The organism is Mesorhizobium sp. CNPSo 4688 (genome assembly GCF_057784295.1).
This window is the reverse complement of the sequence record NZ_JBWLUY010000034.1, coordinates 13,234-36,874: the sequence shown is the minus strand read 5'-3', so window position 1 is coordinate 36,874 and position 23,641 is coordinate 13,234. Positions and strand designations below refer to the sequence as shown.

General features: G+C 59.6%; 16 protein-coding genes and 1 pseudogene. 12 read left to right on the top strand and 5 right to left on the bottom strand.

What is annotated here, in order from left to right; translation table 11 throughout:
- Nucleotides 1-312: 312 nt before the first annotated feature.
- The 3 genes and pseudogenes from AC04SH_RS32620 to AC04SH_RS32610 all read right to left on the bottom strand — a co-directional run bounded on the left by AC04SH_RS32620 (nucleotide 313) and on the right by AC04SH_RS32610 (nucleotide 6,346).
- On the bottom strand, nucleotides 313-2,091 hold the full coding sequence (locus tag AC04SH_RS32620) for an adenylate/guanylate cyclase domain-containing protein (protein ID WP_488577875.1): 1,779 nt from the start codon (nucleotides 2,089-2,091) through the stop codon (nucleotides 313-315).
- Nucleotides 2,092-3,085: 994 nt separating this feature from the next.
- A complete protein-coding gene (locus tag AC04SH_RS32615; RefSeq protein WP_488577874.1) occupies nucleotides 3,086-4,939 on the bottom strand; it encodes an adenylate/guanylate cyclase domain-containing protein in 1,854 nt (617 codons plus the stop codon).
- A gap of 390 nt (nucleotides 4,940-5,329) precedes the next feature.
- Nucleotides 5,330-6,346 (bottom strand): annotated as a pseudogene (locus AC04SH_RS32610) (IS110 family RNA-guided transposase).
- A 303-nt stretch (nucleotides 6,347-6,649) separates the two neighbouring features.
- On the opposite strand from AC04SH_RS32610, the gene AC04SH_RS32605 reads away from it, so the two are divergent.
- From AC04SH_RS32605 to AC04SH_RS32575, 7 genes are all read left to right on the top strand, one after another.
- Entirely contained in the window at nucleotides 6,650-7,075 is a 426-nt protein-coding gene (locus AC04SH_RS32605; protein WP_488577873.1) for a globin family protein, read from the top strand.
- Between the two features lie 257 nt (nucleotides 7,076-7,332).
- Entirely contained in the window at nucleotides 7,333-7,581 is a 249-nt protein-coding gene (locus AC04SH_RS32600; RefSeq protein WP_488577872.1) for a DUF1127 domain-containing protein, read from the top strand.
- A 304-nt stretch (nucleotides 7,582-7,885) separates the two neighbouring features.
- Nucleotides 7,886-8,464, top strand: a complete 579-nt coding sequence (locus AC04SH_RS32595) for an OsmC family protein (protein WP_488577871.1) — start codon at nucleotides 7,886-7,888, stop codon at nucleotides 8,462-8,464.
- A gap of 65 nt (nucleotides 8,465-8,529) precedes the next feature.
- On the top strand, nucleotides 8,530-9,762 hold the full coding sequence (locus AC04SH_RS32590; RefSeq protein ID WP_488577870.1) for a flavin-containing monooxygenase: 1,233 nt from the start codon (nucleotides 8,530-8,532) through the stop codon (nucleotides 9,760-9,762).
- A gap of 10 nt (nucleotides 9,763-9,772) precedes the next feature.
- Nucleotides 9,773-10,984: an NAD(P)/FAD-dependent oxidoreductase gene (locus AC04SH_RS32585; protein WP_488577869.1), complete on the top strand. Its 1,212-nt coding sequence runs from the start codon at nucleotides 9,773-9,775 to the stop codon at nucleotides 10,982-10,984.
- Nucleotides 10,985-11,007: 23 nt separating this feature from the next.
- Nucleotides 11,008-11,454: a MaoC family dehydratase gene (locus AC04SH_RS32580; RefSeq protein ID WP_488577868.1), complete on the top strand. Its 447-nt coding sequence runs from the start codon at nucleotides 11,008-11,010 to the stop codon at nucleotides 11,452-11,454.
- 385 nt (nucleotides 11,455-11,839) lie between these two features.
- Complete coding sequence (locus AC04SH_RS32575) at nucleotides 11,840-16,531, top strand: alpha/beta fold hydrolase (RefSeq protein WP_488577867.1); 4,692 nt, start codon at nucleotides 11,840-11,842, stop codon at nucleotides 16,529-16,531.
- 176 nt (nucleotides 16,532-16,707) lie between these two features.
- On the opposite strand, the gene AC04SH_RS32570 is transcribed toward AC04SH_RS32575, so the two are convergent.
- Nucleotides 16,708-17,433 carry a phytochelatin synthase family protein gene (locus AC04SH_RS32570; RefSeq protein ID WP_488577866.1) on the bottom strand — a complete coding sequence of 242 codons (726 nt, stop codon included), beginning with the start codon at nucleotides 17,431-17,433 and terminating at the stop codon, nucleotides 16,708-16,710.
- 305 nt (nucleotides 17,434-17,738) lie between these two features.
- Nucleotides 17,739-18,521: a class I SAM-dependent methyltransferase gene (locus AC04SH_RS32565; protein ID WP_488577865.1), complete on the bottom strand. Its 783-nt coding sequence runs from the start codon at nucleotides 18,519-18,521 to the stop codon at nucleotides 17,739-17,741.
- Nucleotides 18,522-19,007: 486 nt separating this feature from the next.
- Between AC04SH_RS32565 and AC04SH_RS32560 the strand changes: the two genes are divergently transcribed.
- The 5 genes from AC04SH_RS32560 to AC04SH_RS32540 all read left to right on the top strand — a co-directional run bounded on the left by AC04SH_RS32560 (nucleotide 19,008) and on the right by AC04SH_RS32540 (nucleotide 23,630).
- On the top strand, nucleotides 19,008-19,385 hold the full coding sequence (locus tag AC04SH_RS32560) for a hypothetical protein (protein ID WP_488577864.1): 378 nt from the start codon (nucleotides 19,008-19,010) through the stop codon (nucleotides 19,383-19,385).
- Between the two features lie 80 nt (nucleotides 19,386-19,465).
- Complete coding sequence (locus AC04SH_RS32555) at nucleotides 19,466-20,710, top strand: adenylate/guanylate cyclase domain-containing protein (RefSeq protein ID WP_488577863.1); 1,245 nt, start codon at nucleotides 19,466-19,468, stop codon at nucleotides 20,708-20,710.
- A 416-nt stretch (nucleotides 20,711-21,126) separates the two neighbouring features.
- Nucleotides 21,127-21,465 carry a PAN domain-containing protein gene (locus tag AC04SH_RS32550; protein WP_488577862.1) on the top strand — a complete coding sequence of 113 codons (339 nt, stop codon included), beginning with the start codon at nucleotides 21,127-21,129 and terminating at the stop codon, nucleotides 21,463-21,465.
- A 377-nt stretch (nucleotides 21,466-21,842) separates the two neighbouring features.
- The gene (locus AC04SH_RS32545) at nucleotides 21,843-22,289 is read left to right on the top strand and encodes a hypothetical protein (RefSeq protein ID WP_488577861.1); all 447 of its coding nucleotides are present in this window, start codon (nucleotides 21,843-21,845) and stop codon (nucleotides 22,287-22,289) included.
- An 861-nt stretch (nucleotides 22,290-23,150) separates the two neighbouring features.
- Complete coding sequence (locus AC04SH_RS32540; protein ID WP_488577860.1) at nucleotides 23,151-23,630, top strand: hypothetical protein; 480 nt, start codon at nucleotides 23,151-23,153, stop codon at nucleotides 23,628-23,630.
- Nucleotides 23,631-23,641: the final 11 nt, after the last annotated feature.

The window sequence follows — 23,641 nt, the reverse complement described above, 5'->3', positions numbered from 1 at the left end:
GATTCGGCCCGTCCATCTTCAGAGAGAGCGTCTATCGATTGTCATGGCTCTCAGCACCACATTCATTGCGGGCGTACGGCTATTTAGCCCATTTATCAGGCCAGTGCTGGCGCGAAGCGTTGACCTAAGGCGGGCTTTGCGCACTTGTTCCATCATCCTCCACTATTGAACGTGCGAGGGGGCACGAATCATTCGGGGAGCCCGGCCTTTTGCAATGCTTGAACGAACGTGTCCATCAACGCCCGGCGCACGAAGTCCATCCGCGCGAAAGCCCCAATCGCAGCGCGGTCGACCTCGTCTTCCAGCGAATCGCTAGTCCGGCAGCCCCGCCGCACGCATCACCGCTAGAATGCTGTCAAGCGTCCGGGGATCACGGAATGGCTCATGGGCCGCGAAGTCGGAAAGGCGATAGTCCGGATAGAGTTCGCGAAATTCAAGCATAGTCTCCCGCGCCCGGTCAGTCACGCCGGCCGCGCCATAGGCAAAAGCCAGAGTCGTCCAGCCGTAAAGGTCCCCTTGTACTCGCCGTTTGTATTCTTCGGCGAGCGCGATCGCCCGCTCATGGGCGCCGGTCAACGAAGAGACCATTGCGAGGTTGTAGATCGTGTCATTTGGCGTTGCAGGCACGCTGCGAATGGTCTCGCGCAGCACGTCAATGGCAGCGTCATAACGTCCGCAATAAATAAAGACGATGGCCGCTGGCGTATTCCCAAACAGCCGGCTCTTGCCGGCCCGCACGGCCGCTTGCGCAGTGGATATCGCTTTGTCGTAGTCGCCCTCCATCAGCCCCGTAACCGCATCGAGATGCCGCAGGTTTGGGGTGTCCACACCGCGGTTGTGCAGTTCCTTGACGACACGGCGGCATTCGGCGAAATCGGCTGCGCGATCTTTCGAAAACCCGGACCGCGCATGTTGCCAATGTGTCCAGGCCCCGAAGACCCGCGCATCGACGAACTCCGGATCGAGCGCGGCGGCCCGAGCGTATAGACGGCGGGCCCGTAGATTGTCCTCAGCAGTGTAGGTCAAATGCGCGATCACGCCCTGGTGGAACGCTGCCCATGCCTCGTATTTCCCGGTGCCACCCGGCGAATGCGCCAATTCGCCGTCCGAAAGCTGTACCTGCATGGCCAACACGATGGCCTGAGCAATCTCGTCCTGGATTGCGAAGACATCGCTGAGTAGCCGGTCATAGCGCTCGGCCCAGACATGGGCACCAGTCACAGCGTCGATTAACTGTGCTGTGACACGTAGCCGGTCGCCCGAACTGCGCACGGACCCTTCTAGTACGTATCCCGCTCCGAGTCGGTTTGCGACCTCCGTGGCTGTTACCGACCGGTCACGGAATGCAAAACTAGAAGTGCGCGACAGGACCGTGAGTCCGCGCAGATAGGAAAGCGCGGTAATCAGATCCTCGCTAAGCCCATCGGCGAAGTAGTCTTGATCCGCAACGCGCGTCATCGACAAAAAAGGCAGGACTGCGAGCACCGGGTGCGGCGGCAAATCGAGGGGCGGCCGGGGCGGCCGGAGTTGCATCACCGAAAGCGCGTCCTGTCCAGTCACTGAAGAGCGGCGAGCGATGGCGAACACTTGAACGGGCGCGCGGATGTTCTTGAGTTGCATAGCGCCGAGATCTGTAGCCTCGATTTCGACCCGTCCCCGGATGTGACCGAGCATGGCGGCCGAGATGCAGATGCCGCCCGGATCAGCCGCCTGTTCGAGTCGGGCCGCGACATTGACCCCAGTACCGAAAACGTCCTCTTGTTCGACGATCACGTCGCCGACATTGAGACCGATCCGAAACTGAAGGCCACCTGCGGAGTTCGCTGCCGCCGACTGCCAATCCAGGGCTGCCCGCGTGGCATCCACGGCACTAGCGAACTCCACCAGCACCCCGTCACCCATGGTTTTGACCACTCGACCGTGATGCCGGACAACAAGCGGCGCCATAACCTGGTCGCGCCACATGCTGATCCGCCGCAGCGTGCCATCTTCGTCTCGTTCCATTAGGCTCGAATAGCCCACGACATCGGCTACGAGAATGGCCGCTAGCCTACGGCGCTCGCCCCTTGGTTCGGCTTCGGTATTCGTCATGGCGCCTAGCCTAAAAGGCGCCCGCGCGGTCGTCATGACCCGCTTAAGCTCCTCTACCGAATATATACCAAGTTCGCAGAGGCCGCACCACGGCACCAAGCCCCGCATGGCGCGTCGCCAATTCGAAAATGATCCTGCTTGCTCAGCAATCCGACGAACTTCCGAGAACCGTGAACGCTTCGTCCTTACATCAATGTTAACCCCCCTAATGACTGGCGAGCTTGAGACAGATTTGGGTGGGCAAGTTGGTGCATCGTTCGACAATGCGATGCCAGTAACTTCCGCTTTCCTGAAATTGCAAGGCTCCTTTGAACGGCCGGGATTAGGCGCTTAGCTTCCATCCTCGCTTGGCCGAGCGCCTCGTCAGCGGGACGCCCACGGTGATCCCGGCCCTTCTCGTGTGTCGAGATCATTCGTTCCAAGGTAATAGGCGGAGCAGTAGCGTTGGGAATCCATGTTTAATCGCGACGCCACGGTACTGAGCAAATGCGATCGTGCCTAAGAGTGAAAGTCACAAACGGTCACTTGAGACCTGCCCCAATTGACGGCACCACCGTTATTGAACGTCAGCACAAGTATTTGATAAATATAGTTAAATCAGCCTCGGTAGTTTGATGCACAACGATGCCGCTCGATACCCCACGCGCATTTTGGATCAGGCTTGAGCACGTCTTGATCTAAATTTCCTTTGGAATTAGTGACTTACGAGTTGCACTCTGGCCATGTGCGACGGGTGTGGTGGAGAGCAAACCGTCGGCCGATCGAACTCGTCGACTCGCCAGCCCGCCAGCGATCCCAAATCTCAGACCGCTGAGTTGACGAGTAGTAGATGCGACGTCGCTGCTTCATGCCCCACACTCCATCTTTGACAAAGTGTGTTGCATTCACCTGTTTGAGCCCACCATCCAAAGCTGACATTCAAATCGGTGCATCCTGAAGGTAAATAACGAGGGGGAAGGATGCCGTACGCCTGTACCCCGGCCTCCAACCGAACCTACTTCATTGGCAGTCCCGCGGCCACCAGGTCGGCCACCTGTCGGTCAATCACCGCAGGATTGATATGGAACGTGATATCGCGCCACCGCTTGGCCTTAAGCCACGGCTGCATGGCAAGCGCCTTGAGAACTTCACCGCGTGCAACGTCAGTTTTTCCAAGATGGACATCGTTGATGGCACGTAGCAGCGGAACAGTGATCATGAAGTCTGACACCTTCGTGATCAGGGCAGCAGATTCGGCGTACTTTTCGATATCCGTCAGGGCATTCGCCTTCACCACGAGATAATAATCGGCGAAGTTTGGATCGTTCCGGAGCCCGTATTCTGCTCGCTCGATGGCCTTGTCTGTCAGGCCACTGAAGCGGGCTGCTGATGAAAGGTCGCCGATGAGAAACGCGTCTCCGGGCGAAAGCGCAATCACCTCATCGGCCCTACGCAGAGACAGATCGAACTTGCCCTCATGAGCGCTGACGTAGACGGATGACCACAAGCAGCTTTTTCTTGCGTCGGGTCCGAGGTTAGCCCGCGGAAGTATCTTTGCTTCCAGTTCAGACGCCATGCGCCAATGCTCTTCAGGCTTATCGTCAAAAGCGAGGTTAGCCGCCAAGACGTGATCCCAGGCCAGTCCGCACGATAACAGCGACGAATCGGGAAATTTGGCCAAGCCCTCAAGAATTATGTTCGTCGCCTTTACCAGGCTCTCGGGCGTAAACTGCCCAAAGAAGAAATTGGATCGAAGGAAGAAGTCGTACTCTTCAAGATCCGGTGTGTCCTTTTCCCAGACCTTCTTGTATTCGATGTCGTACATTTTTCCGCGCTGGCCACCAAGCGTGCCAATGATGCGTTCGATCGCCTCGTCCTGAATTGCAAGGGGATTGCTTCCAGTGCGATCGAACTTTTCCGCCCAGAGATTTTCGCCTGTGCGCGCGTCGATCAGCTGTGCGGTGATGCGCACCCGGTCCGTCTCCTTCCAGATACTGCCCTCGATCACGTAGGCCACGTTCAACTCTTGGCCGATCCGGCGGACATCGGTTGGCTTGTCCTTGTAGACGAAGCTAGAACTACGCGAGACCACCTTGAGTTCGGTGACGCCTGCCAGCATCGAGATCAAATTGTCTGTCATGCCGTCGCTAAAATAATCTAGCGTCGTGTCGCCGCTCATGTTCTTGAACGGCAAAACCGCCACCGTCGGGATGCCACCTTGGCCTATCTCGCGCTTTGTTCCATAGAACTGCCACCACGCCAGGACCGCTGCGACTGTTAAGACCAGCACTAGGAAGGTCGCCACGACTGGCAGCCGCGAGCGGCTGCGGCTCGCGCGCATGATCTTGGCCTTGCCGTCGGTCGTGACACGGTATGCCTCAACCGGCTCCGCGATGTTCTTGACCTTCTGCAGGCCCATCGACTGAAAGCCGAAAGCCAGCTTCTTCTCAACCTCGCGCGCGACCTTTGCAGACACCCAGATACCGCCAGGCTCAGCAAGTTGTTCTAGTCGCGCCGCGATATTTACGCCCTCGCCGAACCGATCGTCACCCTCGACAATTACCTCGCCAAGATTGACGCCGATGCGCACTTCCACGCGCTGGTCTTTCGGCAGCGAGGCGTTTCGCTCGGCCAGCCCACGTTGCAACGAAACCGCGCATTCCATCGCCTCGACGACAGAAGAAAACTCCGCCAGCAGACCGTCGCCCATCAGCTTGAAGATAGTGCCATGATGACGTGCCACTGTCGGCTCGAAAAGTTCCTTATGACCGGCGCGCACCCGTTCATGCGTACCCGCCTCGTCGCGCTCCATCATGGCAGAATATCCGACGACGTCAGCAGCAAGGATGGCGGCGAGCTTGCGGTCCATTGCGGAGCACTCTGTCGGCGGCCACCTCGGAGGCGAGGTGGCAAACCCTCCCGGGTTCCGATCAGTTTCGCCTATCAGGACCTTCCCCGCAAGCGGCTGCGGGTTACGGATTTGATTTGGGGCCGTGTATGGACGGCTCTCCGTTGGCAAGGGGTTTCCTGAGCTTTGCCGTTGCTGGTTGGTGCGGCCATGTATCCGACCTGTGGGTGCGGCCTTTCATGTGCCGCTGGCCATAATGCCATTCGCGCGGCTCAGGTCCCGATCGAAAGCTCGCATTCAAGGTGCACGGCCCCAGTGGGTTCTCCTGATCCGGCGGTATCAACCGGCTTGGTGCATTAGTTCCTGTCCGCCCCTTCCAACCTCGTCGGCGATCGCTCGCCTTGTCTCGTTCTATGCGATGACCAGCTCCCTGTAGCGCTCGCCGCTTGTCATCAACGCCCAGACCATCCGGGCGGTCTTGTTGGCGAGCGCAACCGCCGCAACCTTGGTTGTTCGTCGCGCCATCAACTGCACGAGCCATGGCCGCCTGGTCCCATTCCGTTCAGCATAGCGGATGACCGCCATCGGGCCGACCACGAGCATCTGGCGCAAGTAACGATGCCGGCCTTGGAGATGCTGCCGAGCTTCTCCTTTCCCCCGCTAGAGTTCTGCTTCGGCACGAGTCCGATCCAGGCCGATAGGCAGCGCCCCGAGTTGAACGCATGCGCATCGGCGACCGTGGCCACGAATGCACTCGCCAGCAGCGGGCCGATGCCCGGAATCTCCATCAACCTGCAACCAGGCTCGGTCTCTCGCGCACTCCCCCGGGCCCGGCGATCGTTTTCGAGGATCTGTTCCTTCACGACCCTGAGCTGCGCCTCGATCATGCGCAGGCATAGCCGCGCCTCAGCCGGTATCCTGGCGTCGTTCTCGTCGTTGATGACCACAAGCAGTTGCTCGATCCCATTCCGCCCGATCGGCGCCACGACCCCGAACTCCGACAGATGCGCCCGCAACGCGTTCGATATCTGTGTGCGCTGGCGGTTGAGCATCAACCGAACCCGATGAAGCATCATCACACTCTGCTGCTCGGGCGACTTCACCGACACGAAGCGCATGGTCGGCCGGGTCACGGCCTCGCAGATCGCCTCTGCATCTGCAGCGTCGTTCTTCTGCCGCTTCAGATATGGCTTCACATACTGTGCCGGCTGGAGCCGCACATCATGGCCACGCGAAGTCAGCTCTCTTGCCCAATAATGCGACGAGCTGCAGGCTTCGATTCCGACATCGCGGCAAGCTCTCGAAGAATGCCAGCACCCGCCCACGGGTCAGTTTCCTGCGAACGATAACCTCGCCCGCCGCACTCACGCCGTGGACTTGAAACACTGACTTTGCAATATCCAGACCAATCGTCGTAACTTTGTCCATCTCAGCTCTCTTTGGTCCAGTTGCGGCAAATTCAGCGACGCAATGAGCTTTGGCCATGAACTACCGGGCGATGAAAATGCGTGTGATCTGTGATTAGAGGGCCATTCGGGAATGTCTCCTAGCTGCTTGGTCACATCGAGAGTTTCCAGCCACCGTCAGGACACAGAAGGAAGCCGAAAACAACTGAGCGCAAACTGAACCGCAATTGAGACACAACTGAAACACATCGACACGCTGCGCGACATGCACGCGAAACGTCTTGGGGGGATGGTCGAGCCTCATCAGCAACCCGGAGCGTAGCCGATGACGCCCGACCAGATTCGACTTGTCCAGGACAGTTTCCACGAGGTCCTCCCGATACGCGTGGCCGCCGCCGCTCTGTTCTATGAGCGCCAGTTCGGGATCGACTCGGACCTTCGCGCACTGTTTCTGGCGAGCGACATGCCTAAGCAAGGTGCAAAGCTGATGGCGAGCCTGGGCTTCGTCGTGCGCGGACTGGACCATGCCAACACCGTCCTCCCGACAGTGCGCGAACTCGCCAAGCGTCACGTCACCTACGGAGTCAAGGCGCATCATTACCCGATCGTCGGACAAGCGCTCATCGACACGTTGGCGGCCGGCCTCGGTACGGCCTTCACGCCCGCGGTCCGCGAGGCTTGGGAGGCGGCGTATGCGTTGCTCGCGAGTGTGATGATTGCGGCTGCCCGCGAGGATCAGCTCGCAGCGTAAGGCATCCGATGACGGAACAATCGGCCCTTAACTCAACTATTTTTCGCGCATTGAAACCTAACGTACCAGTGGCACAGCCTGGCGGCGGGGATTGATAGTAGCTGTCGATTTCCGTGGTAGCGTACGCAGTTTAGCGGATCCATTCCCTCGAATTCGATCATAATTCGACGGAGGCTCAAACGCTCACTCCCCTGGTCTTATCGCAATCTCCTCCCATCGACGGCGCGAATGGTCGCGTCGCGAGGATGGAGACAAAAATGACCACTATCGATCACGCAAACTATTCCGCCTCGAGAGACAGGCTCGACGCTGTCGGCTTCGCCAAATCCGCGATCCGCCTGGCTTTTCTTGCACTAAAGGTGCGCAGCCAGCGAGCCGCGCTCCATGAGATGCCCGACTACCTGCTCAAGGACATCGGCATCGGCCGCTCTGAGATCAATCACGTCACGTCCATGCGATTTACAATTGCTAACAGCGCTCAAAGCGGTCGCTTGAACGCGAAATGATGCCGATCCGCATTGACCCGGGCCTGCTGAACAGGCTCGGCGGGACGGGCGCGAGAGGTTGTCCCGAAGTCGAGCCAGCCCTTCAACACAAGAATTACTCAACCGCGCAATCCCTGGCGATCCATCGCCGGGGATTTCTTGTGTTTTGAACAAGGCCTGCACTTCTCGCACAAAGTCCGTTTCGCCGCGTGGGAACGGATGGATCAAAGCAAATTCCACGAACGCAACCACACTCGTTCAAACGCTGCGTCATCATAAGGGAGCGGTCCGGCAAACGCCGCACTATTCACTTGGAGAGAAGACGATGCAACACACAACCAAAGTCTCAAGACCACCATTGAACGGCGTCGACACGCCGAACCTTCTTGCAACGATCAACTTTGTCACCGGCCAGCCTGAACTGGCCAAGTTCCAGTTCCGCGCCCACAACGAGTGGGTCGAAGGCACTCACAGCAAGAGCGTCATGCTCGGCTTCCACGGCGCCGGCCAGGAACAGAAGCATGCCAAAGCCTATTACGCTGACAGCGACCACCCGGCCGTGCTGTGTGGCGCCGATCACGGCCCCACCCCGGTCGAATGGCTGCTGCATGCGCTGGCGAGCTGCCTGATGTCGGGCGTCGCCAACATCGCCGCGGCGCGCGGCATCAAGCTGACCAAGGTGCGCTGCTCGGTCGATGGCGACATCGATCTGCGCGGCATCCTCGGGATTTCCGACGAGGTCCGAAACGGTTTTCAGAACATCACGGTGGCGTTCGAAATCGAGGGCGATGCGCCGTCCGAGAAACTCCAGCAACTGGTCGAGCAGGCACGGGCACGGTCCGCGGTCTTCGACGTGCTGACGAACGGTGTTTCCGTTTCGGTCGGTGTCAAATCCATCCAGTGATCCACCCGGAATGACGGTTCGGACGGGTGTCTGAACCGTCGTCCCCCAAAACTGATGGAAACAATATGGAACAGGCTGATGTTGTCATCGTCGGCGCTGGCCAGGCGGGCATCGCCTTGAGCCATTGCCTTCGAAAACGCGGGATCTCGCATGTCGTTCTGGAGCGCGGGCGCATTGGCGAACGGTGGCGGTCCTCGACATGGCGTTCGCTCCGCCTTTTGACGCCCAATTGGCTGAACGAGCTGCCAGGCTCCCCCTATCGTGGCTCCGAACCCGACGGCTACATGAGCCGCGACGCGTTTGTGGAAACCCTGGTTGGCTATGCCCATCAATCGCAAGCGCCGGTGCGCCCGCACGTCGATGTCTTGTCGTGCGAACAGGATGGGCCAGGCTTTAGGCTGCGGACGACCGCAGGCGACTGGTCGGCGAAAGTCGTCGTTGTGGCCACCGGCCATTGCGACGTGCCAAGCATGACCTTCCCGCCGCATACCAGCGCGGACCAACCGGTCAGCATCCATGCTTCGCAGTACCAAAGTCCCGACCAGCTTGCGTCGGGCGGCGTGCTGGTTGTCGGCGCATCGTCGTCGGGCGTCCAGATAGCCGACGAGATACGACGCAGTGGCAGACGCGTAATCCTGTCCGTAGGGAAGCACACGCGTTTGCCGCGCATCTGGCGAGACAAGGATATCTTCTGGTGGCTCTACCATATGGGATTCATGTCCCAGCGGCTGGACGATTTGACAGATCCCGACAGCGCCAGACGACAGCCTTCACTTCAACTTGCCGGTCGGGCGGATCGCTCCAATGTCGATCTGGCGACCCTTCAGGGCATCGGAGTCGAACTCACCGGGCGGTTGAATGGCATCTCGAACGGGACAATTGGCTTTGCCGATGATCTCAAAGATAGCGTCACGGCGGCGGACGCCAAGCAGGAGCGGCTCCTTCGCCAGGTCGACCAGTTCGCGGGTCACAAATCCATGGCCTGCGCCCCCGCCCCGATCGAGGTGCCGACGAGCCGCCTTAAGCGCTTGTCGTTCGCGGACGGCATCATCGGCACCATTATATGGGCGACCGGCTACAGCCGCTCGTTTTCATGGCTGAAACTGCCGGCCTTCACCGCCGATGGCGAACTGGCCCACAAGGACGGGATAACAAACATCGCCGGCCTTTACGCGCTTGGCTTCCGCTTTCTGCGCAAACGCGATTCCAATTTCATTGGAGGCGTTGGGCCGGATGCGCAAGCGATCGCCGACCATGTCTCACACTATCTCGGTCAGAGCGGCCTCAAGGCAGCATAAGGACATTCCGATGCTTTCCAACGTCGTCCCCGCACATTCTCACTACGACGCCATCATCGTCGGCGCGCGCTGCGCCGGAGCCTCGACGGCAATGCTGCTCTCCCGGGCAGGATTGCGGGTGCTGGCAGTCGACCGCCAGTCCTATGGATCCGACTCGCTGTCTACACACGCGCTGATGCGACCAGCCGTCATCCAGCTCTCGCGCTGGGGCCTGCTCCAACCGTTGATTCAAAGCGGCGCGCCAGTGATCGGGTCTACCACTTTTCACTATGGCGACCAGGAGGTCACGGTGCCCATACGGGCCGAGCCAAATATGCCGGGCCTGATCGCTCCACGCCGCACGGTGCTTGACCGCATGCTGGTCGACGCGGCACGCGCGGCGGGCGCGACGGTTCTGCATGACACTGCAGTCCATGATCTCGTGTTCGACCCGCATGGCCGTGTACGCGGCGTCACGTTCAGGGATGCCGCCGGCCAAACCCGCGAGATAAGCGCCGATATCGTGGTTGGAGCAGACGGGCTCGGCTCGTTTATCGCTCGCAAGGTCGAGGCACGGACGCTGGTGCAGGGGCGGTGCTCGGTGGCACATGTCTTCGGCTACGCCCCCGCGCCGGCGTTCTCGGGATATCACTGGTATTTCGGCCGGAACCTATCCGGCGGCGTGATCCCGACGAATGACGGGCTTGCCTGTATCGTCGCATCCGTTCCGACCGGGCGGTTTGACGCGGAGTTCCGTTTCGATCTTTCCGCCGCACAGCTTGCCTTGGCAGCGCTGGCACCCGGATTGGGATCGCGAGTCTTCGTCAACGGTGGTGAACGCCTGAAGGCCTTCCGCGGTACGCCCGGCCGATTGCGGCAGGCATACGGCCCTGGCTGGATGCTGGTCGGCGATGCCGGCTTCTTCCGCGATCCGCTGACCTCGCATGGTATTTCCGACGCCCTGCGTGATGCCGAAGGGGCCGCGACTGCAATCCTTTCATATCGCGAGTCCGCATTGCGGGAGTTCCAGGAAATACGCGACAGCCTCGCACTGCCCATCCTTGAGACCACGGACGCCATCAGTGCCTTCGACTGGTCACTCGAAGAGCTACCTGAACGCCACAAGCGCTTCAGTGAGGCGATGAAATCCGAGGTCGCTGTGCTCTTGGCCCGGGCGGCGCGCGGTCGCGAGGTCCCGCCTCTCCCGCAAGGACTACGGGCCTCGCAGGCAGAGGCAATCTGACACGCAAACCAAGGAGCAAGGCAATGCAAACAATCAAACCATCCGGATGGTCCGGAGTGCGTTTCGGACAACCGGAGGTCGGGGCCAGTGCAGAGCGAAGGCGCGTCACTCGGGCTGGCGACATCATTGCGTTCAGCGACATGACCGGCGACAGAAACCCACTCCACTACGATGATGTCCTATCCGCCCGCACCGTATTCGGCCGTCTCATAGTTCAGGGCGGTGTCACTTCCGGTCTTCTCAATGCTCTGGTCGCCGAGGACTTACCGGGACCCGGCAGCGTCTTTCTTGGCGTCGAGTGGGAGTTCCTCAAGGCCGTCGGTATCGGCGAGGAGATCGTCGCGCGCGCGGAGGTGCTTAGCGTGCGGGAAGACAAGCCGATCTGCACGCTGTCAACCACCGTCGCAAACTCGGCAGGCGAGATTTGCCTGTCCGGCACGGCAACGACCTACACTGTGCCGCTCGATTAGCAGCCATAGGCTGCCGGGCGGCTCCGCATTTCCATGCTCTCCCACACGCTGTCTCCAACGGGCGGACCGCATGTTCGAGGAACTTAGCGGAATGGTCCGCTGCAAACCAAGGAGCCAATTTATGAACATCTCATTCGGTATCTATGCAACCCCACCATCCACTCTGTGGAAGGACATCCGCAAGGGTCCGCCGCTCGAGGCAGTCCGGGAGCACCTCGACCGGGTGGTTAACTTCAGACGCCTTTGCGAGATCGCTCGCAGGTCTGAGGTCCGGTGACGGAGTCCGATGGCGGGCGTGAAGACACGCCCGCCATCGGTTTGGGTGTTGCGAACCCAAATGCTTCGTCGCTAATGTAAGGCCGACCATACGGTTAGGACAACCGGATTGAGCTCGGCTTTCGAAGTAAGGGTCTTTGGCGACCTCACGGTCCGCCGTGACGGCGAGCCTGTGGCCCTGACGCAATCGCGCAAGACGCGGGCGTTACTCGCCTATCTGGCCGTGCAGCAAAAGCAGCAGCGCCGCGAGTGGCTTTGCGAGATGTTCTGGGACGTCCCTGATGATCCTCGGGGCGCGCTGCGTTGGAGCCTTTCGAAGCTGCGCCAGATCCTAAACGCCGACGGCGAAACCCGGCTTGCGGCCGATCGCAACGTGGTCCAACTGAAGCCGGGATCAATCTGGCTCGATTACGATCTGATCAGGGACCTGTCGGCCGATGCGGTTGGTTCGCTGCCCACCGAGCGTCTGGAAGCAATCGCCGCGGCTTTCGCCGGAACGTTCTTGTCGGATCTCTATCTGCCTCGCTGCCAGGCGTTCGAAGCCTGGCGTGTCTACTGCTCGAACGAGACCGAGATTCTGCGCCTGAAGGCGCTACGCGCCCTGATCGATCGCCTTGGCGACGAGCCTGAGCGGGCGCTTCCCCACCTGCACACGTTGCAGTCACTTCTTCCGGACAATGATCTAGCAGACGAGATCGCCCGCATTAACGAGCAGGCCCGTATTGTCGTCACCACTCGCGCGATCGCAACTGGCACGACCACCGGACCTGGTAGCCGGCCGTCAAAGGAACCTCTGGAGCCGGTGCCTGCGCGCGATCTCATCCTGCCGCCTTCGACGAAGGTTTCGTCAGACAAGCAGCAGATACGCTACGTCAATGCCCGCGACGGTACCCGGATCGCCTACGTCATCAGTGGGTCCGGGCCGCCAATCGTGCGCGCCTCCCACTGGATGTCCCATCTAGATTTCGATTGGGAGAGCCCGGTTTGGGGACATTGGATCGATGCCCTGTCCAGCGGCTTCACGCTCGTGCGCTATGACGGGCGCCTGAACGGCCTTTCCGACACAGTCTGCCAGGATGTTTCTTTCGATGCCTTTGTCGACGATCTCGAATGCGTCGTAGAGGCTGTGGGCCTCGACCGTTTCGTCCTCCTAGGAATATCGCAAGGCTGTGCCTTCTCGGTCGAATACGCCATTCGCCATCCCGAGAAGGTCGCGGGTCTCTTGATTTGGGGGGGATATGTTCGTGGATGGCGCGCGCGCGCGAATGCAGCGGAGATAGTCAGGCGCGAAGCGATCGCCGAGTTGATGCGCAAGGGTTGGGGTCAGGACGACCCACTGTTCCGCCAAATGTTCACCAACCTGTTCGTACCGGGCGCCAATCGCGTGCAGATGGATTGGTTCAACGAGTTGCAGCGCCGAACGCTCTCGCCCGAAAATGCGGTGCGGTTGAGCTTTGCCTTTGCCGACGTCGACATATCGCGATCGCTTGAACGGCTGCATGTGCCAGCGCTTGTCATGCATGCCAACGGCGACCGAGTCGCGCCCCTCTCAGAAGGCCTCGAGCTCGCGAGAACGATCCCCGGTGCCCGGTTCGTCGGACTGGACAGTGCCAATCACATCCTGCTTGCCGAGGAACCCGCGTTCCGCACCTTTGTCGTTGAGGCGTCGGCATTTGCGAACGAAGTGCTTCAGGCGCGAACGGTCGTTGCGGTCGACCCGAGGTCCCGGCGACAGGCAACGATCCTGTGCGCTGATTTCCGATACGCGGAACGGGTGATGGAGAGCCTGCCTGCCGACCTCGCGCTGGAGCGGGTCGATCCTTTCCTCACGCAGGCCACCGCACTCGTGCGCAACAACGGTGGAATGGTTCTGACGATTTCCGAAAACGAGCTGGTCGCGTCGTTCGGCGCGCCCGAGCCGCTCGAGGGACATGCAGCACTTGCCTGCCGGACTGCACTCGCGCTGCGCGAGCTCGCGCTCGGCTACGCCGATTGGATGACTGGGGTCCGTGCTGCCCTGGACACCGGCATCGTGATCGTCGGCCAGGCACGCGACCAGGCTTCGGAGGTGCGCGGTGGACCGGTGTCCGTGGCCCACACGCTGAGCCAGGCGCTCGGGCGCGATCTCGTCGTGGCAACCGCCAGGACCCGGGCATCGGCTGGCGGCTTCGTCGGCATGCAAGCGCTGGCAGTGCCACTTCTGTCGGAATACCCGAAGGACCAACGGCTTTTTGAAGTGACCGAGATCAAGCGGGGCCGCTCGCGCTGGCAGTTGCGCGCCGAGACGCAGCTGTCGCCCTTTGTCGGCCGCGAAATGCAGCTGCAGATTCTGAACAAGGCCTGGCATGACACGTCCGACGGCGAAGGTCAGACGGTTTTCGTGGTCGGCGATCCCGGTCACGGCAAGTCGCGTGTCACGCATGAATTCGTTGGCGCCATCCCTCACGATGACGCTGAGAATCTGGAGGTCGGCGCGCTCGAAACGGACCTGCGCAGCGGCTTCGTTGTAATTCGGAAGCTGCTGCAAACCCTGTTTGGCGTGGGCGACACCGAAGCGCCGCCGATCGCAATCGAAAAGGTACTGGCCGCGCAAAGCGCGCAAGGCTTCGATGAGCGGCTCCTCGATCCGATCATGGCAATCATGGAGCTGCCCGTTCAGGATCCGAACTGGGCTATCATTTCTGGCCAGGAGCGATCTCGGCGCATGCAGGAAGCAGCGGTTGGGCTTCTGCTCTTCCTTGGCCGCAGGAAGCCCGTCGTTCTCCTGGTCGAGGACCTTCATTGGATAGACGCCGAGAGTGAGGGGGTCCTGGTGCGGCTGGCGCAGGCACTGCCCACTGTCCGCTGCCTGCTTATCCTGACCTGTCGGCCCGAATATGATCGCGGTGCCTTCGCCGCTGCAGGACCTTCCGAAATCCGCCTGCCGGCCTTCAATACGGCCGAAGCAGCAGCATTTCTTGACTACCTGGTTGGCAGGGACCCTGAGCTCGAGCGGCTCCGCGGCGCGGTCTCGGATGCGTGCAAGGGCAATGCATTGTTCCTGGAAGAGACCGTCCACGCCCTCGCCGAGACCGGCAAGCTGGAAGGGGAGCCGGGCCGCTACCGGCCTTCTGGCGAGGTCGACGAGATCGTCGTTTCGGCGAGTATCCAGACGATCGTCGACGCTCGCTTCGAACGTCTCGACAAGGACGCGAAGCGGGTGGCCGAGGTCGCCTCGATCTTCGGCGGAGAGATTCCGGTGCCCTTGCTACGAAGGATGGCGGCGCTGTCGGGCCTGCGCTTCGATGCCGCCCTCCAGAATTTGAAGAAGGCCGATCTCCTGGTGGAGCTTCAGGTTTTTCCCGAGGCTTTCGTCCGCTTCAAGCACGTCCTCATCCGAACTGCTGTGTCAGGACGTATCGTATCGTCGGCGCTCATCGAGCTCCACAGGACTGCGCTTGCCGAACTGAAGGCCCATTACGCGGACCGGCTTGAGGAGCACAGCGAACGCCTGGCCAGACACGCGCAACAGGCTCACCTTTGGGACGAAGCCGTCGGCTATCTTCTGATCTCGGCTCGCAAGGCGATCAGGCGGTCGGCGCACGTCAATGCACTTGAGCAGCTGGACCTTGGGGTCAGGCTGCTGAGGAGCAACGATGTCGCCGACGCCGATGAGCAAGAGATCGAGTTCCAGCTCGCGAGGGGCGTGGCCCTCATGGCGGCTCGTGGTTGGGGTGCGACCGAAGTGCTCGCCGCATTCGAGCGTGCCGAGGAACTTTGCGGCAAGATCGGCGACCAGGCGCGTCTGTTCACGGCGCTGCGCGGGAGAGCCCAATACTACATGCTTAGCGGTAAGCCGGCAGCGGCGCAGGAACTGGCCTGCCGATGGGCTGGCATGGTTAAGGACGACAGCGATCCCGGTCTCGCGATCGAAACCGAGCACATGTTCTGGACCAACAATTTCTTCCTTGGAGAGACGGCGGCGGCTCATGGCCATGCGGAACGCGCCATCGGCCTCTACGACCCCGACCGCGATCATTATCTGACGTACAAATACTCCGGTCATGACCCGGGCGTCTGCTGCCGCTGCTTTGCGGGATTGTCAGCTTGGCTGGCCGGCGAGCCGGATAAGGCAAGGCTACGGTGCGAAGACGCAATCGGACTCGCCGGACGTTTCGAGCATCCGTTGAGCATGGCACTTGCGTATTGGGGGACCAGCTACCTCCATATGTTCGCGGGTGAGCCTGCGGCCGCGCTTCGGGCGGCGGAAAGCGAGCTGCAGATAGCAGAGAAGTTCCAGTTGCCGCTCCTTATCGGCCAAGCCGCGTTCCAGGTTGGATGGGGGCAATTCCGGCTTGGGGAACGGGAGGCTGGCCTGCGCGGCATGGAGGAAGCTATATCTGCCATTCGCCGGACCGGCGCTGAAATGGGGCTGCCCTATCTGATAGGCCTTTACGCCGAAGCGCTGGGCGACAGCGGCAGGCTGGACAGCGCTCGCAAGTCGGTTGAAGCTGCCCTCGAGCTCGGCCGCTACAACGGAACCTATTTCCAGCTCGCCGAAGTACTTAGGATCGAAGCCTGTATCCGCGAAAGGAGCGGTGCCGGAACTGACGAGATCGAGAAGATGCTCCACGAGGCTGCGAACGTCGCTACCTTGCAGCGTTCCGCGATTGGCCAACTGCGTATCGCTGTGGAACTCGCTCGCTGTCTTCGAAGCCGTGGAGATGTCGAGAAAGCGCGTGAACTTATCGCGCCTCACGGCGAGCTGGTCGGCAAGCTCGACGATAGCCCGGATGCGCACGCGGCGCGTGAGTTGTTCTAGTCTAGCGAGCGTGGCCACGTGAAAGTGGATAGCGGAACAGCAGTGTTGCTCGCAGAAAACGCGCTGCCGATGCGGCCACTCAACGCTCGGTGGCGGGGCCGGGCCGGCTTGTGGGGCCCTATCGCGCGCGCGACCCTCGCTCACAGACTGGGTAATCGCGTTGAAGGCAGTGATCACTATTGAACAGAACCAGCCGATACCAGGACGAAGCCGCGGGTCTTGTTCTCGTTGTCGGAGTCCTGGGTGTTCATGGCATCGAAAAGCTCAGATGCCTTCACCCAAACCGGGGGATACTTATACCGTGCGACATCAAGGATGAGGAAGCGGTCTGCTTTCCCATCATAGGCTGCCAGCGGCGAGATATGGCCGCCTTTCTCCTGTCCGATTGCCTTGCGGAGGTAGTTGACGATCACGAAATGGTTCGACTGGCCGAGATGGGAACTCGCCAGCTTGCGGAACTCGTCGACTGAGCTGTCGGCGGCATGATGGACTTCTGCCTTGACCGGCTGGGTCGCAAGAATTCCACCGATCTGATCGAGGGTCATACCTTTTTTCGCCAAAACATCTCGGGCGAGAATGGCGTCCGTTCGTTCATCGAGGACATTGTCCTGCGTGAAAGTGCGATATGGCTCGTACTCCGGAACGGCAGGCGCCGGTACATTGAGCGCGTTCAGCACCATGACGATGCTGGCGACACCGCAATAGGACTGTGTCTTCTGCGTCAGAAAGTTGCTTGCGAGAGGGAAATAGGCCTCCCGTGCATCGCTTTCGACGAAGTAGTTTTCGCCGGCATCAGAACTAAAGCCGGCCAGATTGTCAGGAAGCTTCAGGGTTTCGGCGCCTGCGCTCGTGACGAACAGCCCCAATGCGACCACCGCCACATGAACGAAGTGCTTAGACATGGCAACGTCTCCGCTGGGTGATCGTACCACTATACCAGAAGGGCGGACGTGTATCACTATCCCCGTTCAGGGTCGAAAGGCGGGTTCGAAGAGGAGGGGCCGTATCAGGCGCGCCCGGGCGACAGTCAAAGTTCGGGATCTCCTCATGGCCGGCTGCTCTCGCCGCCAAAACCATCCAAATCGCTCTGAACGATCGAGTTCGACCCTTTTTGCGGTCGTTCAGTTGCGGGCGTCGCATACGCGATCTGACCCAGGGCGGACCCACAAACGGAATGTAAATGCTCGATTCGAGAAAGTACTTCCTATCAAGATCGGACGCCCCTTATTGCATTCGCCCGGGCACCGCAGGTGACATGCCCCTCAGCATCCACGGATAAGCGTCCACGCATACGCTCTTTAAGCAGCTCAACATCACTTGGATGCATGGCGGCGATGGTTTGACGCACGGTAGCCGCGAGCGTGCTGGTCGTCCAATACTCCTCAAAATCAGCAAATGTTCGTCGAACTGTGATCTCTCGCGTCTCGATCTCATCGAGGGAGGCATTTCGCCACAATAGCCGCAGTGCTTCCAGGCCGGTTATTTCCGAACGCGGCGGATGTACAGGAGGGAAACCAATCGCGCTCAATTCGGTGTGCATCATCTCAAGCGGATGTCCCCCACCGGTCATGTCCCAGACGTAAGCTGCCACGATGCCGCCTGGACGAACTACCCGCGCCATCTCGACAACGCCCTTGGCGGGATCAGGAACGAAGAAGATCACCAGCGCCATAACGGCGATATCGAACTCGGCCTCCGAAAACGGAAGGTTCAGGGCGTCACCCCATTGAAACTTGACGATTTGCCCCAAGGGTCGCGTCCGTGCAAACGATAGCTGCGCATTAGAGGGATCAACCCCTTGGACCTCAGCGGGCGCCCAACGTTCAATAATCAATTCCGTAAACGCGCCAGTTCCACAGCCGACGTCGATCCAACGTAAGCCTTGCGAGGGCGCGAGCCATTCCAGGAAGATTTCGCCGGCCGCTCGGCTCCAGGTGCCCATCATCTTTTCATAGGCGACCCCATCGTCATAGCGGATTTCGAAGCTCATCGAAACCACCTCTCCCAGACTGAGCCTCACAATATCAACTTTGAGAAGCAAATGGCGGTTTTGGCGCCTCTCGCGGGTTAAATCATTCGAGCTGCAGGGGGCCCGAGCTGAGCGTCGAACAGCGGACGTCTCAGTGCACCAGTTCCGGCTAGGCGCGCGATAGCAGTTTCCGCATAATGAACGATGCATGGCCTTCTGCGCCGTGCGAGGCTGCCATCGCTATTAGCTTTTTGATCAACGCACTTGGAGTCTTACGTCAGTCGCATGATCGAAACAGGTACGAGAAAGAAAGCATAATAGTGCACTTATGCATGAATTTCTGACACGAGGTTCCCCTCAACTTGTGCTACAATTGTTAGACGGAGGGGTGCGAACAGAGCGGGGATTTCGATGCCGTGCTGCGCCCTCTAACGAGGCACAACGAGCTCGCTTCGTTCCTTAGTTCTTTGCAACTCGGCACCTGAGCGAGCCACTTGGGAGGAGCACATGGCGAAACTCACCGTTGATCAATACGTAGCCGCGTCGGCTGCGCGACTTGCCCATCTGACCCAGACATTCGCGATCATTTTTTTCGCCAGTATCGGGACGATGTTCGCGATCCTCGCTTACGGCTCATCAGCGGGACAAGCCGCCAGGTTCGCGCTCGCAACGATTGTGATCGCAATCACGGTTTACGGCGTTTTGGCAGCCAAGGCCGCTTTCGATGACTTAAAGTCAATGTTGGACGATGCAGTCGACGACTTCTCGGGCAGCAGCTTCGGCGCTCACCTGAAGCAGATTCCTACCGCGCTCTTCGCCGGAGCAAGCGCCCTCCTCGTTGTCGCAATGGGGGTGACGCAGTTGTGGCCGATCATTTCGGCCTGACGCGGGCTGAACTGTGCCGATGGCTGAGGAATTGTAATACGCTGGTTCGATCCTGTCGTCTCGAATGCTTGGTTGACTCAATGCACCTGCTTCAAGCCCTCAGTTACGGAACCGAACGATATCCGAGGAAGGTCGCCCGAAGACTTCGCGTGCTCAATATGACGTGTTGGAGCATAGCTCTGGTTTGGTTGGGGTTCGCGGTTTTTTTTCTGCCAGACGTCAAACTCCGTACGGTCGGCATCATTGATATGGGACTGGCGGTTCTGCTGTTTGCTATTCCTCTGCTGCATCGCATCGGACCGTCAGCCGCTGCTATGACTTTTGCTGTCGTGAGTTATCTCGGAATTTTCGTGGTTTGCTTCTTGGTCGGCAGAGACAGCGGCATGCAGATGGAGTATTTGGCACTCGCTGCGGGCGCTGTGCTGGTTCTGGGTGTGGAACCCGTCGCACCTCCAGTCATTTTCGCCATTTTCGCCTTGGCGTTCATCTTGGCTCTCGAGATCTTTGCTCCGCGCAATAGCGGACTGCTAGACCAGACAGCAATGTTGGGTGGCTTCGTCGGGGTTGTGACCGCCACCATGACGATCATGTTCGCCATCGTGTTTTATGCGGTTCGTGAAGTTGCACGCTCCGAGGCAATCGCGGAGTTCGAATATGAGCGATCCCAGTCATTGCTGGCGAACGTCCTCCCTGCAGCGATTGCAGATCGGCTGAGGTCGGGTGCTGCGCAGGTCATTGCCGACAAACACGAGCACGCTTCGATTCTTTTCGCCGACATGGCAGCGTTCACCGCGGCCGCCAGCCAGGCCTCGCCCGTCCAACTTGTCGGATTCCTCAACGACGTTTTCACGGCGTTTGATCAGCTGGTTGAGCGCCATGGCCTGGAGAAGATCAAAACCACGGGCGACAACTACATGGTCGTCAGCGGCGTGCCCGTGCCGCGATCGGATCACGCCGCTGCTCTGATCCGTCTTGGCATCGACATGCTCAATGCCGCCGACCGGATGCACGATCCGCATGAACGCGCCGTGTCGATCCGCATCGGCATAGCCAGCGGCCCGGTTGTTGCGGGCGTCGTAGGGGTGAAGAAGTTCTTCTATGACGTGTGGGGCGATGCGGTGAATGTTGCATCGCGCATGGAGACTACAGGTGTGCCGGGCAGGATCCAGGTTTCTCCCGAGACGTACGCGCAGGTGAACGATCAATTCGAGTTCGAAAGCCGGGGACCTATTGATGTTAAGGGCAAGGGCAAGATGACGACGTGGCTCTTGGTCGGGCCGCAGGCCGGTATTGCTCATTCTAACGGTTTGCTGCAAGGTAGGTAACCTGCCAAGCTTCGGCGCGCCGACCAAGCCAAAACGGTAATCGAACGAGAATATTCGCTCTCGGTCGTGTGAATCCAGGTTCTGCAACAACGAGCACCGCTCACCCCCCGCCGGCCAAAATTTGTGGCGGCTGGAGTATCCCCATGTCGACATTCTGGTCGCGCGCCGCGAACCGGTGAATGCCGGCGGCCTGGTCGACCACAGCGGCGTCGAACGCGCCTCTGTGACGAGCGACCCGCAATATGTCGAAGGTCTGTTGGCGGAGCGAAGGCTGACTCGCCGCGTCGGTGCGACCGTCTCTTGTATCCTTGCCGTCCCGCTCCGCGCGTTTCGCCGAACGGACCTTTGGCCTTGTTGCGCGCCAACCGCCCTATCCGGCTCTCCCGCTCACTATATCCATCCTCGCCCATCGGACGATGGGCACCTATGATAAGAAGCACTCCGCCTGCTTCATGAGGAATAGCGGGTCAATTCTGGTTAGGAGTCCTGACGCAGTGATGGCGGCGAAGGGTGCCATCAAGGCGAATCTCCAGTACTCCAGCCTCGTTTTCGCAAAGGACACGGTAGTCGTTGGGGGCGCTTACGCGAATGTGCGGAGCGGCTACGCCGACTGCGTATTGGCCTGCGCCGCTGATCAGAGATGTCTAGGCTTCAATTTTGACGGTCCGAACAAGATGTGCGCTATGCTCGACAACGTGACCTCATCGTCTCCCTTCAAGGGCGTGACGTCGGGCGTTAAGGCCACCCGCAGTTGAATTGGAACCGGCCCGATCATGAAAGCCCGCACCATGGAGGGACCAATGACGCGGGCCGGCTGGGACTCCCGCGTTTCTTCGGACCCCAGTGACAACATCAGGTTATGATCTCGGCCATTCGAAACAGCTAATGTTCCGTCAAGCCAGGCGGTTCATCGCTGCGATGTTCCTCACCAATGTTGCGCTTCTATCGATGCGGTCTGTATGAAACGGCCGAGGGTACTCGCGCGCTCGACTATTTTTCGCGCGATGAGTACGACGATGACTTTCTTCCGTGGCCCAAGAGGTAATTGTGTTTAAGGCGTGCCCTGGCAAATATCGGGGATTGAAACGGCGCCTGTTTTCACGTTCATTGCGCGTGGGGGAGTTTTTAATCCATGCGCAAACGTTTCATCATGTCCGCCGTCGCGGTCGTCGCCGGCTGCCAGACGTCGGCACCTATTATCTTCAAGCCAGGAGTAGATCTGAATTCGACCGTTGCGGCCGTCGACCAATGCAAGATCGATTCCTTCAAGGAAATTCCTCAGTCGCTCGCCACGGATGTTAACCCTGGTTACAACAACCCAGGCACTCTGCAGTGCAACACCTATGGAACCGTGGTCACATGCAATCGCATCGGTGCGGTAAACATCCCGGCTTCGTCTACGACTTATGACGTCAACGGCGAGATGCGTGATCGATATGTAGTCCGCTGCCTCCAGTCCAAAGGCTTCACCGTCAAGATGGACGGCCACTCCTGCGCGACCGATGCCGAAACCAAGAAAGCACTTGCCGATCGGGCGGCAGGACAAATGCCGCAATGCGCGGTCAGATACGGGTCGTGAGGCAGTCTCGTTGCACTAGCGCCTCTTCGGCTTTCGCGTGATCTCCTCAATCTTCGCCTTAACGCCGTCCTGCGCCATCGCCTGTTCAGGCACGACTGGCATACTTCACCCTACCCCACTGACTGCATTGAGGACACAAAGGATGGAGATAGGCCAACTTGTCCCCTGGAATATTTCCCGAACTAGTGATCGTCAGGCTGCCGCCCTTGAAACCCTCCAAACTGTAAGATTCCCATGCGCCGCTGAGGGGCTGATTGTCTTCTCGTAGTTTCAAATACCCGGTGCGACCGCAATCGCAAACCAGCTTTTCCCGCAATACAGTTGAGAGCACTTAGGACAGCCTTCCGACGATGCGGCGAACAGGCTCGATGCTACCATGGACTTTGGTATTCGGGTTTCCCGCACTGCCCAAGCTACAGGCGTATTAGCGATAGCTCAACTAAGACTGAAGTCCCTAGGCCCTCTCTCGAAGGTCGGCTTCCATCTGTATCATTTTAATACAATCCCCAATTGCTAGACTCGCGCGGCGCACCGGCAGTTAGTGGATCTCCGCCGTGCCAAAGGAGGGAGCGCCGCGCGGACTGGGGAGGAAACGATGGCGGTGCAAAAGGGAGACTACAGAACGAATAGAGCCGACTATGTGATTGCTGCGAAGCGTAGCCAAGCGACCACTGACGACGGCGCTCGAGCCGAGCTACTCGAAATAAAAAAGAAGTCCCTTTGGCTGAAAGATCAGCGATCCGCCAGATTGTCCGCACACCCGGCAGAAAGCTCGCCAGGACCGAAAGGCCGACCGCGCGGTTAAATTAGCTTCCGCTGAATATCGCCCTTGCAGGATTGCGGAACGCATGGGAGGGAAGGATGCGCGTCACAAGCCTGTTTTTCCTATTAACCGGCCTCACGATGCCAATTGCAGCCTTCGCTCAAGGCGAAGTATCGGTCGAACGGGGGTTGCAGGTATCAATCATCGGCGGGTGTCACGATTGCCATACCGAAGGCTACAGCGAAGCAGAAGGCAAGATTGATCCTGAAAAGGCTTTAATGGGCAGCTCGGTCGGCTGGCGCGGTCCCTGGGGCACGACCTACGCGACCAATCTACGGATAGATGCTTCGGCAATGACCGAGCGTGGGTTCGTAGGGATGCTGAAGCGCATTAGGACGTCTCCACCGATGCCTTGGTACAATCTTCGAGCAATGGAGGAGAGCGATATGCAATCGCTCTATCAATACATTAGGTCGCTCGGCAAACACGGGAAGCCGGCCCCCAGCCGAGTTCGCTCTGACAATGAACCAACGACACCATACGTTCAACTTGTGCCCCCGCAAATGCCGAAGAACTGACAAGTTTGCCC